Source organism: Nostoc sp. DSM 114167 (assembly GCF_052692655.1).
On sequence record NZ_CP195116.1, the window covers coordinates 3423237 to 3437662 of the forward strand.

A 14426-nucleotide genomic window follows, 5' to 3' on the forward strand; every position below is an offset into this window, starting at 1 on the left:
GAAGACAAGGGGGAATTATTGAACAAGCCTGTCCCTCGTCTTCCCCCTCTTCCTTGTCTCTTGTCCATTCCCAATGCCCAATGCCCCATGCCCCATGCCCTATACCCTCATTCTTCTGCTGTATCTTTCATCTCAATAACTAGATTAGGGAGTCCCTCTAGTTTTTCGGTCGGCTCAACTTCTTCTACTAATGGTACGAAAATTCTTAAGCCTGCTGGTACACACTTAATTTCTACAGGTGTTGTGCCTACTATTTCACCATCTAAAACAACTTTTTGTGGTGGCTCAGTGGTAATTTTAAATTGTTTGGCTCGCAGGAAACCAATATCATCTCGTTCAACGGCGTTACCTGTGGAAGCCGTTTGAAATAGATGAAATGTGGCAGCGATCGCTCCTGCTTTGTTAGTTGGAGCTACAATCGTTAAATCTAGTAACCCATCATCATAAACCAGACCTGCTGGACCTTGAGCCAAAACTGAAGTGGGAGGCGCGGCGTTCGCTACTGTTACTGCACAGGCACTAGTTTTAATTATCCTATCTTCAGTTTCAATCTCAACATCAAAGTTTTTTAAATTTCTTAATTGCTGGATTCCTGCCAAAACGTAGGCCATCATCCCAAAGCGATTCTTGGCGTCTCGATCTGCTAATTCTACAGTTTCAGCTTCAAAGCCAATACCTGCCAAAAGTACCATTGGGCGATCGTTGCAATAGGCTACGTCTACATGAGTGGTTGCTCCCTGCAAAATTGTCTGACACGCACCTGCGATCGTGTCAGGAATTCCTAAAGCTGTGGCAAAAGCGTTCGCTGTTCCTCTGGAAATGATCCCAAATGGGATATCAGTTCCCACTACCGCCGCCGCCGCTATTGAGAGAGTACCATCTCCCCCAGAAGCAATGATTGCATCTACCCCTCGCTCTACAGCTTGATATGCCAGTTGGTCAGCATCGATTTCTTCAGTTGTAAAATAAATATCTAGATCGATCTCTGGCTCTAATATTGCCCGAATTTCTGCTAGCTCTGTATCTGGGTCGCCCTGACCCGCAACAGGATTGAAGATCAGACAGGCGGAACGATTCATAAGGTATAATAACTAAACTTGGATAACTAATGAAGATAACAAATTATTCTTAGCATTCGTGTAAATTTTCAACTTCCCTTTTGGGGCTGAGTTTTTTAAACGATCGCATCATACCACCAAGAAAAGGCAAGAACCTTTAATCGTTCTTAAAACCTTCCCAAAGAACTCTATTTTTAGCTGCCTGTTTCAACATCACTCAACTGAAAAGGTGTTTGTTAGTCGGTAGAAAAATTTAAAGCCATCATCAGAATTGTATATAGACAGGTTTTAGGAAATTCCTATATTATGGGAAGTGAGCAAATTACTATTCTTGAGTCGTAGTTTCAGCAAAGTGAAATCAGCGATCGCAAGTTTGTATGTTTAGTAGCGAAGGCAATTTAATTAAACTTTAGGCATCTATTCAGTTGCGCTCCCATCAATGCGTAAATCTAGCTACTATCTCAATTAATCAGACAAGTTGCTTGAGCAACTTATTCAAGGTAGATAAAGTTCCACTACAGCCTATTAGTACAATGTCTAACTTAATCTTGAAGGTTTGTAGTAAGCACTTTAGTGCTTAGAAAATAAGGACTGAAGTCCTTACTACGAAATTCAATTTGGCATACTACTAATCAATTTGGCGGTAATTACAATTCAAAGGGCTAATAACTGGGGATAAGGGAGACAAGAGCAAAATTAAATGCCCTTCAGGAATGCTGAGTTGGGAATCTTCAGAAATCCAAACTGACTCAACGCCTAGCTAACGGAACTGTTTTGGCTCATACATAATTCCCAATCCCTACAAATTTATAGCTCTAATATGCCTATTCCTTTGTTAAGCTATTCCCCCTCATCTCGAAATCATCGTGTATCTGGATATGAGATTCTTGGCGACGAGCAACCTAGAATTTATACAGCCGAATATCTGCAATCATCACTAGAAATGGATGCCTTGATTAAGGCAGCCTATCGCCAGATTTTCCACGAACAACAAATGCTAGATAGCAATCGCCAAATCTGTCTAGAATCCCAACTAAGAACTGGTCAAATTACAGTCAGGGATTTCGTTCGAGGATTAGCAATATCTGATGCATTTCGACGACTCAATTACGAAAGCAACAATAATTACCGCTTTGTGCAGATATGCGTACAGCGCTTATTGGGTCGCGAGGTTTACAATGAACGCGAAAAACTAGCCTGGTCAATTGTGCTAGCTAGTAAAGGACTGCACAGGTTTATCGACGATTTGGTGGATAGTGAGGAGTACATGAGTAACTTTGGTTACAATACAGTCCCCTATCAACGGCGACGGATTTTACAAGGACGCTCTCTAGGGGAATTACCTTTTGCCAGAATGGCTCGTTATGGCGAAGATTATCGCGATAAATTGCCGCTTCCCTTGACGAGAAAGCAGGTTGAGCCTTTTAATTTACAGACCTTCTTACGTAGTTCTGACAGAGATGTGGTGTTATTGCTATTAGCTTCGACACTGGTACTGATTGCCTTGTTTAGTTTGCTGACTACATTCGGTTATTTGCCAAAATTTGGTGGGTACTAGCTGAAACTTGAGATGTAGCGATCGCTCACAAGGGCGATCGCCTTCAACAGTCAGAACATTACAAACAGCTACAAACACTCAACCCTGAATTAGAACACTGCGTTCAACAACGAACTCAAGAGTTAGCTAAAGTCCGCTCACAAGGAGCAATGAAAATTCCTTTTCCCGATTCCCGATTCCCCATTCCCCATCCCCTTCTACATATTTGAGATTTCACAAACAAGTTTTTGGTAAAGAATTGTAATCCAAAATCCCAAATCCAAAACCCAAAATTCGCATGAGTCCCTGACTACGGTAGTCTAGATGAAAGTGAATTTATCGCGTGCGATATTATATTGTTTTATGACTTCAGTTGTTTCTAGTCCCCCACGCACTATTCGGATTGGTTCGCGCAAAAGCCAACTTGCTCTGGTTCAGACCTACTGGGTACAAGAGCAACTCCAGAAAGCCTTTCCCGATCTCACTTTTGAAGTCCACACCATGTCTACCCAAGGCGATAAAATCTTGGATGTAGCATTAGCTAAGATTGGCGATAAAGGACTTTTTACTAAAGAACTTGAACTCGGAATGATCGATCAAGAGATTGACTTTGCGGTTCATTCTCTCAAGGATCTGCCGACTCACTTACCAGAAGGGTTAACGTTAGCAGCAATCACTGAACGAGAAAACCCAGCAGATGCATTAGTGGTGCATGAAAAGCACAAAGATAAACAAATCGATACGTTGCCAGAAGGTGCGGTAATTGGTACATCTTCTCTACGGCGGTTAGCACAGTTACGCCATCATTTCCCTCACTTTACCTTTAAGGATGTGCGGGGAAACTTGATTACACGGTTGGCAAAACTGGATGCAGGCGAATACGATGCTTTGATTTTGGCAGCAGCAGGATTAGAGAGATTGGGAATGGGCGATCGCGTTCATCAAATCTTACCCAAAGAAATTTCCCTCCACGCGGTTGGACAAGGAGCTTTGGGGATAGAATGCCGTGCTGATGATAGTGAAGTGCTATCCCTACTCAAAGCAATTGAACATACCGAAACACGCGATCGCTGTCTCGCTGAACGATCTTTTCTCCGTTCTCTAGAGGGCGGATGTCAAGTACCTATCGGTGTAAATACAGAAATATCTGGTGATAATTTAACTTTAACTGGGATAGTCGCCAGTGTAGATGGTCAAAAGTTCGTTAAAGATACCGTCACCGGACTTGCCAATAACGCCGAAGCACTAGGCACAGAACTAGCAGAACTGTTGCGGCAACAGGGAGCGCAAGAAATTTTATCAGAAATTTTTGCGGTGATTCAGCGCGGTTCCTAAGCAATTGGGCAAGCCAATGTGATTAGATAAGAATTGATCGCCGTTGCACTAAAGATGTGCCAGACGCGACAATTCGCGTTGAGCGGGATTTCAGAAAGTTAATTTGACAATATCGACTCAGGGAAGCAAAAATTACCATGCGGATTCTATTTGTTGCAGCAGAGGCAGCACCAGTTGCGAAAGTAGGAGGAATGGGTGATGTTGTCGGGGCATTACCCAAAGTCCTGAGAGAAATGGGGCATGATGTGCGGATATTCTTGCCTTACTACGGCTTCCTGCCAGACAAAATGGAAATTCCCTATGAACCCATCTGGTGGGGAGATGCGATGTTCCAGCATTTTGCAGTGTATGAAAGTATTCTGCCTGGTACTGATGTTCCCTTGTACTTATTTGGACATCCGGCCTTCATGCCGCGCCGCATCTATTCTGGAGATGATGAAGATTGGCGGTTTACATTGTTTGCTAATGGTGCAGCAGAGTTCGCCTGGAATTACTGGAAGCCAGATATTATCCATTGTCACGATTGGCATACAGGAATGATTCCCGTATGGATGCACCAAGATCCTGATATCACCACAGTGTTTACCATCCATAATTTGGCTTATCAAGGGCCGTGGCGTTGGTATTTAGAGAAAATTACTTGGTGTCCCTGGTATATGCAAGGACACAACACAATGGCGGCGGCAGTACAATTTGCCAATAAGGTAAATACAGTTTCGCCTACATACGCCGAGCAAATCAAGACACCTACTTACGGTGAAACATTAGAAGGTTTGCTGTCTTTTATTAGCGGTAAATTATCTGGAATTATCAACGGTATTGATACCGAAGTTTATAATCCAGAAAATGACAAATACATTGAGCAAACCTTTACTGCTGATACTTTAGAAAAACGCAAAGCCAATAAAATTGCTTTGCAACAAGAAGTAGGATTAGAAGTTAATTCCAAAGCCTTTTTTATTGGGATTGTTACCCGATTAGTAGAACAAAAAGGCATTGATTTAATATTGCAAATCCTCGATCGCTTTCTATCTTATACAGATGCCCAGTTTGTGCTGTTGGGGACAGGCGATCGCTACTATGAAACTCAGATGTGGCAATTAGCATCCCGCTTTCCCGGACGCATGGCAACTTACTTACTGTATAACGATGCCCTGTCTCGCCGGATCTACGCTGGTACTGATGCTTTCTTGATGCCTAGCCGTTTTGAACCATGCGGTATTAGTCAAATGATGGCTTTGCGTTACGGTTCTGTGCCGATTGTCCGCCGCACAGGTGGATTAGTTGACACCGTAAGCCATCACGACCCTGAAAATGCTGCTGGTACTGGTTATTGCTTCGATCGCTATGAACCGTTAGACCTTTTCACCTCTATGATCCGCGCTTGGGAAGGTTTCCGTTTCAAACCGCAATGGCAAGAACTACAAAAACGTGGCATGAGTCAAGATTTTAGCTGGTATCAATCTGCCAAGCAGTACGTGAAGTTGTACAGATCGATTTACGGTTTGCCAGAAGAAGAAGAGACGCCAAAACCAGAGTTAGTGTTAAACGAAGCAGTCACCAGTAGTAAGTCCTAAACCGCCAGTAGAAGCGTACAAATGTGCGTTAGCTGCCGGCAACCCCTGCCGTGTTATCCGGGAACTAACTCCTAACTCTTGTACAGACGCGATTAATCGCGTCTCTACTCCTAACTCTTGTACAGACGCGATTAATCGCGTCTCTACTCCTAACTATTGCTTACTCGTCGCTTTCGCCCTAATTAACCAATCACGATCGCCAGCGCAAATTTCCCGACCGGACGAGTCTCCTAAGCGGTCTAGCGCCAATAAACAAGCGTATTTCAAATCCCAAATCGGCGTATTTAGGCACATTTTGATTTCAGGAATTGCTCGCGAATCACCCAATTCACCAAGAGCGATCGCACACGCCGCACGAGATTTCTGAAACTGGGGTTCGCGGTTGTGCAGGTTTTCTATTAATAAATCGTAGGCGAGTGCATATTTTAGCCAGCCGAAAAGCTTCATTACATGATAATGAGCGCCATAGTCGTTATAGGCTTTGTCGCTATAAGTTGTTAACAATGCTGCTGGCGCTTCTTGTGGATAGATATCTAGTAAGGTTTTTGTCGCTAAATAGCAGCGTCCAAAATCGGTTTCGTAGAGTTCGTTAATCACAAAATCCAGAACAGGGGTGGCGTCATACTCATGTACTAGGTCGAGGTCGTTGGGACGATCGTAGAGTACTTGCTCTAAGTAAGGTTGAATTTCTGTAAAGGTAATTTCACCACTGGGAACGCCTGCATCCAAAAGCATCCGCAATGCTCGTAACCGGAATACCAGAGATACTGGACAACGAGCGATTTCTGGGATGGCTTTGTAGTAGCGGGAATCAATCAAATCTTGAATGCAACCGCGTCGTGCATTGACGCTAGAACTTTGCAGTAGCGCCATCACCTCAGTAATTTGGGAGTAGTCACCCGTGAATCGACAAACTGTAGCGATCGCCGCACTACGAGTAGGTTCATCCTCAGATAAAGTAAATTTTCGTACACGTTCAAGGGACGGGTGATAATCAGCGTTAGCTAAAGTGTGAATAATGACTCGATAGATTTGACCTGGTTTATCCAGAAGTTGCGCCACCTCTTCGAGAATTTCTGGATCTTTAGTCCCGATTTCTCCGATCGTCCACACGGTATTTTCAACAGTATAAATATCATCATCTTTAAGACATTGGCGAATTACAGGTAAAGCTGATTGTGCCTGCAATCGCCCCAGACTTTCCACAGCTTTGCGTCGGACAATGCGGTGGTCTAACTCATCAGGGTTACTGTTTTCAATCGCCCGCACCAAAGCCGCGATCGATTGCTCAGTCGGAAAGTTAATCAAATGGGAAACAGCAATATACTTATCAGAAGCGTCTTCGAGTTGTTCTAATGGGGTATCAATAATTGCGATCGCTTCTTCTTCTGTTAGCCCAAACATTTTAAAAAAACGTTTATCCATTGATCTGTAAATTGCTCTTGGATAATTGCTTTGAAGTCACTTTTACTATCGTACTAGGGACTGGGTACTAGTTATTGGGCATTAGAAAATAATGTAGTTGAGTTAGACTTTTGAAGATTTACATCAAAAAGCTTTACCAGTGGTAACGCGATCTGAGAAGATCGAAACATATACATTTGTCAGCTATTAGTTAGTTGTCTCTCTTTAGCGAATAACCAAATACAAACATTTTTGGGAACACCGCTCGCAGATCATTCATATAAACACATATTTAGGAAACAAAACTTATGGATGAAACTTCAGAACTCACAACAACAGATAACGTAACCGCTCAAGATGTAGCAGAAGTGATTGCAGAACTTGAGCAATATCGGGAACGTCTAGTTCAAGAAACTACGGAAACGGCAAAACGGGCTAAGTTGAAGAAAGTAAGCGTTATGGCAAACCTGGAGCCTGAGCTTGCCAAGATTGATTCTGCCCTCCAAGAACTCCGTAATCAGCAGGCTGCCCTGAGTGGCAGCAACTAGTCATTTGTTTTAATAGTTTAGCTAGAAATTATATGCTCAACTCCGAAACTCAATCCGAGGCAGATTCGTTAAATCTGTCCCATGCAGAAACTGACGCTTTATTTAAAGCGGTGAGTGAGCAATTAAGCTTAAACACCTTCAACTCGGATGACCAAGAGCTACTAAAGCGGATGGTTGAGAGTATGGGAGACTCACGAGGCATGGTGAGGTTGAGTTTTGCAGAGGCTTTGGGTAAAATCGGCAAACCAGCGACCCCTTTATTGATGGAAGCTGTGGCAAATCATCCCAACCCAGTTGTGCGCAGAGCCAGTGCTAAAACCTTGACACTGATTGCTGACCCGATCGCAGTTCCGACTTTGGTCAATGCCCTGTTAAATGATGAAGATATGGTGGTCAAAACCTCGTCGGTGGGGGGGCTTGCCAAAATAGGTAAAGCAGCTGTACCAGCATTGCTGAAAATCTTAGCGTCAACTGAGTATCCAGAAAGTGCCAAAGGTCATGCTGTATGGGCGTTAGGATTTATTGGGGCAGAGGCGAAGGAGCATTTATATCGAGAGATTAACTCCGACTCTGCTGAAGTTCGGGCTGCGGTGGTGGGTGCGATCGCTAAAATTGCTCAAGAAGGCACTCAAGAAGGAGCATTTAATATTCTAATTAACGCCCTCAACGACCCATCTGAAATTGTCAGGTGTGAAGCCGCGGCAGCTTTGGGTAGCCTGACTTATCGTTCGGCAATTCCTAGCCTTGTTGAATTACTATATCATCCCGATTGGGAAACCCGAAAAGCAGCGGCTCTGGCATTGATGAAAATTGGCGATGGTGCTGCTTTAGAACGCCTGCAAGCCGCATTAACTAAGGAAGAAGAAGCGGGGGTTCAGGCGGTGATGAAGTTGGCGATTTCTCAAATTGAGAAGCAGTTAGAGGAAGAAGCTTGGGAATAAGGCGATGGACATTTACACTCCCAAGGTGATTGAGACGAAAGAAGAGTACGGATCGCGCCCTAGCAATAGCAGAACGCCTAACATTTTCTCAAAACCGGACTCCAGAAGAGCAAGCTCTGCATAAGCTGATAGTAATGCTGATTGAAGCGTATGAGGCGCAGAACTATCCAATGGATGAATCTACACCGCATGAAATTCTCCAACACATTATAAAAGTCAGTAACACCCGTCAGGCTGACTTGGTGGGCATTATCGGCTCGAATGGCGTGGTGTCTGAGGTTGTGAACAGTAAGCGGTCGATTAGTAAGGCACAAGCTAAGGCACTCGGAGACTACTTCAAGGTGATACCCAGTCTGTTTATCTAAATGTATCGGCTCTATTATGACTGATAAAAGTAGTTGTATTTAAGAGCGATCGCTACTCTCTCTTCTCGAAAATTTGGGTCTAAAATCTCTCCCTTCTAGGCTACAAATATCAGAGATGAAGGTTTACGACTTTTGGCGGGAGGGCATCTCGCTTCTGCTTCTGGACAACATGTAAGACCGTTTAAAGGCACTGCTTTTAGAGGCAATGTTGGTTGAAAGAAGAATCCTCGCCGTTAAGAAGGCGAATTGCCAAATTTAATCACTTGATCTAATCGGGGTAAAGCGCTAACTGCTGACTCTCGAACATACGGATCGACAGATTCATCATTTGTCAATGCCGTCAGCACTTCCACCCCACGGATATCACCCATCGAACCGAGTGCATTGACGATCGCCACAGCCACCGCAACATTATCTATTGTTTTCAAAGCTTCAGTCAAAATCTCAAAGGCGGGAGATCCAATTTCACCCAGTGCCATTACGGATGCAATATAAACAACTGGATTTGGGTCATTGAGCGCTGTTTGCAATCCCTGTAAGCCCTCATTCGGGAAGGGAACATCGGGATGATTAGCAGCAACCTGTGCTAAAGCTTTAGCACAACTACCTCGAATGGTTGCATTATCACTATTTACTAATGACTCTACCAGTAGCGGTACAGCATCTGTACCAATAGCACCCAGTGCTTTTACCGCAGCTCGACGATAAGTGACATCTTCTTCATCTAAAATACCCATTAGCCGAGGAATGGTATTTTCATCACGGACATCAGCCAGTTCCCACATAGCTCGTTCCCGCAAATTGGGGTTGGGGTGTTTTAACTGTGCAAATAAAGAATCTATTGTCATAAAAGAAAATTTCCCTGTTTAAATCCCCCAAGTTAAATCATTAATTACGAATTACCAACTTGTACTGAGCTGGTCCTGAGCGTAGTCGTTCGCGTAGCGTCTCCGACAGGAGAAGGGCGTAGCCGAAGTATTACGAATTACGAATTATTAACAACAGAGGGACTCTTGGTCAATCACCCAACCTGATACAGGCAAAGCAACAGACTGAGAGTCCCTAAGTTTTAGAGGATGACGATCGCTCGTCTACGTCTAGTCAATCCTTATGACTATGAAAGAGAGTTGATTACGTAGTCGAGGAGATTGCGGAACTCAACCAACGCTTGAGGAGACAAGTCGCGAGGAGAGCAAGCGCGATCGCGAGTATAAGTCAATGCGGTAACGTAGGGAGCGGTGGGCAGATTCAAAGAGCGATAAACTTCGCGAGCACCTGCAATACCCCACTCATCCAGAGGGCCAGTACCGCCCACAACTAAGCTGTAGTTGATCAAGCGTAGGTAGTGCTTGATGTCGCGCAGGCACTTGTCTTTCTTAACTTGAGTGTCGCCAGCTTCACCTTCTTGGCTCAGGAAAGGATATTTCTTGAACGCAGCATCATAACCTTCTTTAGCTACGGCATCGATCCCAGAAGCTAGCTTTTCAGCAGCTTCTAGACGAGCATTAGCACGCTGAATACTACCTTGAACGGATTCTAGATCGGAGGTGGTTGGAAAACGACCTGCTGCATCAGCAGATCCAATAACTGTAGTGATAACTGATTTCATTGCTTTTTATACTCCAGATTAGATTTGATCGAGTTTTAATTTCAGTTTGCTTGGCTAATAGCCTTTAGCCATGAGCAATTAGCTCAAAGCAGAAATAACGCGATCGAAGTAGCTAGCAGCTTCAGCAGCTAGAGCAGAGCAGTCGCCTTGAACAACTTCTTGTTTGCGGAATTTTTTACCAGCGTTAGCTTCAGTATTGGTGTTGGTGATGTGAGCGACACTGATAGCCTTCAGGATTTGGAAAGCCCGTACAGAAGAGCCAGTGGGTACGCCCAAAGCTGTGTAGGTTTCTTTCAAACCGTTCAAAGCGCGATCGTCTAATACGGAAGAATCACCGGCCAACAGCGCATAAGTTACATAACGCAGAACGATTTCAGCATCACGCAAGCAAGCAGCCATCCGACGAGTGGGGTACAAGTTACCACCAGATTGAATCAAGCCTGTGTTTTCACAAGCAATTCCAGCAATGGCATCAGAAACCGCACAGCTAGCGTTGCTGGCGATCGCATTCACTGCATCAAGGCGCTTGTTGCCTTCAGCGATGAAAGACTTCAGGGCTGCCAAGTCAGCACCACCGATAGGAGCGGTTTTGGCATCAGCCGCAATTACAGCTCTGGAAAAAGCATCAAGAACCATGAGTTCTCCTTAATATTCACAAATGGCGGATATTATTTTTGGCGTGTTCTCGATCAGGTTAACTGCGAGTAGCCAAACAAAAACATAGGGGATCGATAGTGCCCTAGTCTTTACTATGAGAGACAAAGTAACAATCTGTAATATTTCTCTTGAGTATGGGGAATTGGGCATTGGTGAAGAAGCTTTGTAGGCGGGGTGCTCTTAGCAAAGAGTAAAACTCTTCTCCCTTGCGCTTTGCTTCCTGCTAATTCTCTAGACCCAATGCCCAAAAAATTAAGACTTACGCATTTTGATGGAACTCTCCCATTGCGTAAGTCTTAAGGAAAAAATTTTGTTTTTTAGTCGATCAAGCTTGTTTTAGGAGATGTTTGACCAAATTATCTTTCACCATCATCTGCCGTAAAACTTCTAGTAAAAATTCTTGAGCTTCTTGTTGACTCAGATTTTTTACCTGATCTTTCAAATTTTGTAAGCGAAACTGTTGTTCTAAAGTTAATTCAACTGGAAAGTCCATCATTCACTCCTGTGATTGACTGCATCAAAGGGTATTTGTTGTTAGTAGAAGACGATCGCTTTCTATTAGTCTAGCATGTGGATATTAAAATGTCTACATTGTCAAGCTATAAGAAATCACACTCATAAAAGTTTACAATTGCATAACAACACCTCTACAGATTCCTTTTTAGGGTGTTTATTGAAGCTGGCCGCTAATCGCTGTAATGATTAGAATGTTTATATACCAACTACTCTAAAAAGAAACAACTCGCAAAACATCATCCGCAGGAGCAATAAGTAGGAGTCAGAAGATTGATAGACGCAATGGAATTTTTTCAGCTAAGTGCTGGTAAGTGGCGATCGCAACGTGTAACTCATCATCTGGCGTTCAAGCGCTCAGAGATAGGAGAATCGGATATACAGGTAGAAACTCTCGATGCCAATCATCCCGAAATCATAGAATTGTGCCGCTATCATGAGATTGACCCCAGCCTTTCAGTCGGTGGTTCGCGCGTGCGTTGGCTAGGAACAATGGCTTGGGATCGAGAGGATGAGGAGAATCATCAGGGGAAAACCATATTTGCGATCGTGCCTGATAGCGATAACCCAAGGCAAGGCAAATTACTCCGTGAAAGAGGTTATGCCGAAATAGTGCCTGTAGTTGGTCTTTTTCACATGGATGATGAAGATGGACTAGTGTTGACAACCGAATATGAAACAATGAGTTCCATTGAGCGATTCTGGTTCGCCAGCCCAAATATGCGACTAAGAACCAGTACAGTCAAAAGGTTTGGCGGCTTTAGCACCGCATCGTTTTGTAGCGAAAGCCGCATTGATTCTGTTGAGGCTTCTAGCTCAGAAGAAGTAACACAAAGACAAGAAGCGGATATTTTGGAAAAAACACAGTTTTATTCAGTTTTGGGCTGGTGAATGATTCTCAAGCAGAGCGATGCTTTTACTCGTGGGCAAGATTATCTCCATCGGGTACAGGGACTTGCCCTAGAACCGGGTATGGTGAATGTGTTTGATAACCTGCGCGATCGCATTCCCATTTATACTTGGATCGGTGAAAATATTAACGCTGTGAACGCTCAGATCAACACCTATCTAGAAGTTTGTCATCAGTGTTTTCATCCCCAAGAGCGTCGCCACATCCAAATTTTTGCAGTCCCCATAGCTCAATCTTTTGGCATAGATGGGCTATGCAACATTCTCACAAACCCAATCACTATTTTGATAGATGTTGGTCGAGTTGCACCTAAAGACTGGTTTGGTGTAGTCGTCCATGAATACGCCCATGCCCATCTAGGAGAGTTTGGTCACAATGAGCAATTTACTGCTATCCTATCTCATCTATGCTTAGGGCTGGGATTGGAACCACCCTACTGGGAGGCAGGAATGGAAGCAACTTTGCGTAGCTGGCCTTACTGTAAATCAACCATAGATCCCCTGGAATTTTGGATAGGTCGCTGAGTCGCCGAGGGGAGCAGGAGAGCAGCACTTCGACTACGCTCAGTGATCGAGGAGTAGGGAGTGAGGGAGTGAGGGAGTTAGGGGACAAGGAGATAAACAAAACTCTTAACTCAGCACTCAGCACTCAGCACTCAGCACTCAGCACTCCTAACGCCCAATGCCCCATATTTTATTAATTTCTTTTGCTAAATGTTAAAAATTATTGCTTCAGTTCAAAAAGGTGAAACTGAATCTCATAATCTAAAATATGTGAATAAGATTTTTTAGTCATTTACGTAGTCATTAAGCTGGAAGTCTGATTACCTATTTATTGATTAGCTATGGGTTGAATCCAGCAGACTAATCATTTATCCTACGAATACTTAAATTTCCCTTAGTTAAGTTTCGTGAAATTTAATCAGAATCTGAAGTTTTGATACAACTACTCCCTTAATATGTGATTAAAAGTTGTTAACTTTAATTAAGAACATGGAGGCTTTAGAGTGCCACTTCCTCTGTTAGAGTATGAACCTTCAAGTCAAAATCAGCGTGTAGCTGGATACGAAGTGCCGGGTGATGAACAACCCAGGATTTTCACTACCGACAATATACTTTCTCCGTCAGATTTAGGCGATCTGATCGAAGCAGCATATCGTCAAATTTTCTTTTATGCCTTTGCTGCCGATCGCGAAACATATTTAGAGTCTCAACTCCGTAATGGACAAATTACAGTACGGGACTTTATTCGTGGGTTGGTGCTTTCCAATACCTTTAAGAAAAGCTTCTACGACCTCAACAATAATTATCGCTTTGTTGAGCAAGTAATTCAGCGAGTTCTAGGACGCGATCCATACAGCGAGCGGGAAAAAATCGCCTGGTCAATTGTAGTCGCTACCAAGGGGATTGTAGGCTTTATTGATGAAGTGCTTAACACTGAAGAGTACCTGAGCAATTTTGGATACTCCACAGTGCCTTATCAGCGCCGTCGGATACTCCCATCCCAATCTGAGGGTGAGTTGCCATTCAACATCAAATCTCCGCGATACGAAGATTATCACCGTGCCAAACTGGGTTTCCCCCAAATCATTTGGCAGGTCGAAGTACGCAGATTCCTCCCACAAGAGCAAAAGCCGAAAGCTGGCGATCCAGCTTTATTCTTGGGTTTGGCACAAAGTATCAATGCAACTGGCAATCCTCCACAACGGGTTTCGCCATACAACATCGATATCGAAAAGTCTGTACCTTATCGGCAACTCTCAGGAATTAAATAACAACGATTTTTGGTCGGTGGCTGGCTAGTACATCCATTCGATCGCTTTATAGCGTGCATAAGTCTTGGGTTATGTAGGAGTTTTATTTAGATATAACTAAGTGAAACAGACTCTATCCCATGTCTAATGCACGCTAGTTGTTAATGGGCATTGGGCACTTGTACTGAGCGACTCGTACCGAGCGGAGCCGAGGTAAGT

General features: G+C 43.7%; 14 protein-coding genes and 1 pseudogene. 9 read left to right on the forward strand and 6 right to left on the reverse strand.

Translation table 11 applies throughout. The annotated features are described in order from the left end of the window. Positions 1 to 107 precede the first annotated feature (107 nt). Positions 108 to 1079: a YegS/Rv2252/BmrU family lipid kinase gene (locus NSTC731_RS14495; RefSeq protein ID WP_445631418.1), complete on the reverse strand. Its 972-nt coding sequence runs from the start codon at positions 1077 to 1079 to the stop codon at positions 108 to 110. 799 nt (positions 1080 to 1878) lie between these two features. On the opposite strand from NSTC731_RS14495, the gene NSTC731_RS14500 reads away from it, so the two are divergent. The 3 genes from NSTC731_RS14500 to glgA all read left to right on the forward strand — a co-directional run bounded on the left by NSTC731_RS14500 (position 1879) and on the right by glgA (position 5507). Further along, positions 1879 to 2616, forward strand: coding sequence for a phycobilisome rod-core linker polypeptide (locus NSTC731_RS14500; RefSeq protein ID WP_445631419.1), 738 nt, complete (start codon positions 1879 to 1881; stop codon positions 2614 to 2616). 342 nt (positions 2617 to 2958) lie between these two features. Continuing rightward, positions 2959 to 3930 carry a hydroxymethylbilane synthase gene (gene hemC, locus NSTC731_RS14505; RefSeq protein WP_445631420.1) on the forward strand — a complete coding sequence of 324 codons (972 nt, stop codon included), beginning with the start codon at positions 2959 to 2961 and terminating at the stop codon, positions 3928 to 3930. A gap of 137 nt (positions 3931 to 4067) precedes the next feature. Then, a complete protein-coding gene (gene glgA / locus NSTC731_RS14510; RefSeq protein ID WP_445631421.1) occupies positions 4068 to 5507 on the forward strand; it encodes a glycogen synthase GlgA in 1440 nt (479 codons plus the stop codon). Between the two features lie 153 nt (positions 5508 to 5660). Here glgA and NSTC731_RS14515 read toward each other — a convergent pair whose 3' ends face one another. Further along, complete coding sequence (locus NSTC731_RS14515; RefSeq protein ID WP_445631422.1) at positions 5661 to 6932, reverse strand: HEAT repeat domain-containing protein; 1272 nt, start codon at positions 6930 to 6932, stop codon at positions 5661 to 5663. Between the two features lie 287 nt (positions 6933 to 7219). Between NSTC731_RS14515 and NSTC731_RS14520 the strand changes: the two genes are divergently transcribed. The 3 genes and pseudogenes from NSTC731_RS14520 (at position 7220) to NSTC731_RS14530 (ending at position 8765) form a co-directional block, all read left to right on the forward strand. Then, the gene (locus NSTC731_RS14520; RefSeq protein ID WP_322704097.1) at positions 7220 to 7459 is read left to right on the forward strand and encodes a hypothetical protein; all 240 of its coding nucleotides are present in this window, start codon (positions 7220 to 7222) and stop codon (positions 7457 to 7459) included. 32 nt (positions 7460 to 7491) lie between these two features. After that, a complete protein-coding gene (locus NSTC731_RS14525) occupies positions 7492 to 8400 on the forward strand; it encodes a HEAT repeat domain-containing protein (RefSeq protein WP_445631423.1) in 909 nt (302 codons plus the stop codon). Positions 8401 to 8404: 4 nt separating this feature from the next. Then, a pseudogene (locus NSTC731_RS14530) lies at positions 8405 to 8765 on the forward strand (helix-turn-helix domain-containing protein). Between the two features lie 233 nt (positions 8766 to 8998). On the opposite strand, the gene NSTC731_RS14535 reads toward NSTC731_RS14530, so the two are convergent. The 4 genes from NSTC731_RS14535 to NSTC731_RS14550 all read right to left on the reverse strand — a co-directional run bounded on the left by NSTC731_RS14535 (position 8999) and on the right by NSTC731_RS14550 (position 11527). Then, a complete protein-coding gene (locus tag NSTC731_RS14535) occupies positions 8999 to 9613 on the reverse strand; it encodes a HEAT repeat domain-containing protein (RefSeq protein ID WP_445631424.1) in 615 nt (204 codons plus the stop codon). 266 nt (positions 9614 to 9879) lie between these two features. Then, the gene (locus tag NSTC731_RS14540; RefSeq protein ID WP_445631425.1) at positions 9880 to 10374 is read right to left on the reverse strand and encodes a bleomycin hydrolase; all 495 of its coding nucleotides are present in this window, start codon (positions 10372 to 10374) and stop codon (positions 9880 to 9882) included. A 78-nt stretch (positions 10375 to 10452) separates the two neighbouring features. Continuing rightward, positions 10453 to 11010 carry a bleomycin hydrolase gene (locus NSTC731_RS14545; protein WP_322667613.1) on the reverse strand — a complete coding sequence of 186 codons (558 nt, stop codon included), beginning with the start codon at positions 11008 to 11010 and terminating at the stop codon, positions 10453 to 10455. Positions 11011 to 11356: 346 nt separating this feature from the next. Beyond that, positions 11357 to 11527, reverse strand: coding sequence for an NblA/ycf18 family protein (locus NSTC731_RS14550; protein WP_242060871.1), 171 nt, complete (start codon positions 11525 to 11527; stop codon positions 11357 to 11359). A gap of 302 nt (positions 11528 to 11829) precedes the next feature. Here NSTC731_RS14550 and NSTC731_RS14555 point away from each other — a divergent pair, with 302 nt between their 5' ends. The 3 genes from NSTC731_RS14555 (at position 11830) to NSTC731_RS14565 (ending at position 14228) form a co-directional block, all read left to right on the forward strand. Next, positions 11830 to 12435, forward strand: a complete 606-nt coding sequence (locus NSTC731_RS14555) for a phycobiliprotein lyase (protein WP_445631426.1) — start codon at positions 11830 to 11832, stop codon at positions 12433 to 12435. Beyond that, positions 12436 to 12978 (forward strand): hypothetical protein, encoded by a 543-nt coding sequence (locus NSTC731_RS14560; RefSeq protein ID WP_445631427.1) that lies wholly within the window; start codon positions 12436 to 12438, stop codon positions 12976 to 12978. Between the two features lie 482 nt (positions 12979 to 13460). Further along, positions 13461 to 14228: a phycobilisome rod-core linker polypeptide gene (locus NSTC731_RS14565; RefSeq protein WP_445631428.1), complete on the forward strand. Its 768-nt coding sequence runs from the start codon at positions 13461 to 13463 to the stop codon at positions 14226 to 14228. The last annotated feature ends 198 nt before the right edge of the window (positions 14229 to 14426 follow it).

What these genes read in the sequence shown, in the direction of transcription:
- NSTC731_RS14495 (WP_445631418.1), bottom strand. Translation starts at nt 1,079, where the DNA reads ATGAATCGTTCCGCCTGTCTGATCTTCAATCCTGTTGCGGGTCAGGGC.
- NSTC731_RS14500 (WP_445631419.1), top strand. Translation starts at nt 1,879, where the DNA reads ATGCCTATTCCTTTGTTAAGCTATTCCCCCTCATCTCGAAATCATCGT.
- hemC (WP_445631420.1), top strand. Translation starts at nt 2,959, where the DNA reads ATGACTTCAGTTGTTTCTAGTCCCCCACGCACTATTCGGATTGGTTCG.
- glgA (WP_445631421.1), top strand. Translation starts at nt 4,068, where the DNA reads ATGCGGATTCTATTTGTTGCAGCAGAGGCAGCACCAGTTGCGAAAGTA.
- NSTC731_RS14515 (WP_445631422.1), bottom strand. Translation starts at nt 6,932, where the DNA reads ATGGATAAACGTTTTTTTAAAATGTTTGGGCTAACAGAAGAAGAAGCG.
- NSTC731_RS14520 (WP_322704097.1), top strand. Translation starts at nt 7,220, where the DNA reads ATGGATGAAACTTCAGAACTCACAACAACAGATAACGTAACCGCTCAA.
- NSTC731_RS14525 (WP_445631423.1), top strand. Translation starts at nt 7,492, where the DNA reads ATGCTCAACTCCGAAACTCAATCCGAGGCAGATTCGTTAAATCTGTCC.
- NSTC731_RS14535 (WP_445631424.1), bottom strand. Translation starts at nt 9,613, where the DNA reads ATGACAATAGATTCTTTATTTGCACAGTTAAAACACCCCAACCCCAAT.
- NSTC731_RS14540 (WP_445631425.1), bottom strand. Translation starts at nt 10,374, where the DNA reads ATGAAATCAGTTATCACTACAGTTATTGGATCTGCTGATGCAGCAGGT.
- NSTC731_RS14545 (WP_322667613.1), bottom strand. Translation starts at nt 11,010, where the DNA reads ATGGTTCTTGATGCTTTTTCCAGAGCTGTAATTGCGGCTGATGCCAAA.
- NSTC731_RS14550 (WP_242060871.1), bottom strand. Translation starts at nt 11,527, where the DNA reads ATGATGGACTTTCCAGTTGAATTAACTTTAGAACAACAGTTTCGCTTA.
- NSTC731_RS14555 (WP_445631426.1), top strand. Translation starts at nt 11,830, where the DNA reads ATGGAATTTTTTCAGCTAAGTGCTGGTAAGTGGCGATCGCAACGTGTA.
- NSTC731_RS14560 (WP_445631427.1), top strand. Translation starts at nt 12,436, where the DNA reads ATGATTCTCAAGCAGAGCGATGCTTTTACTCGTGGGCAAGATTATCTC.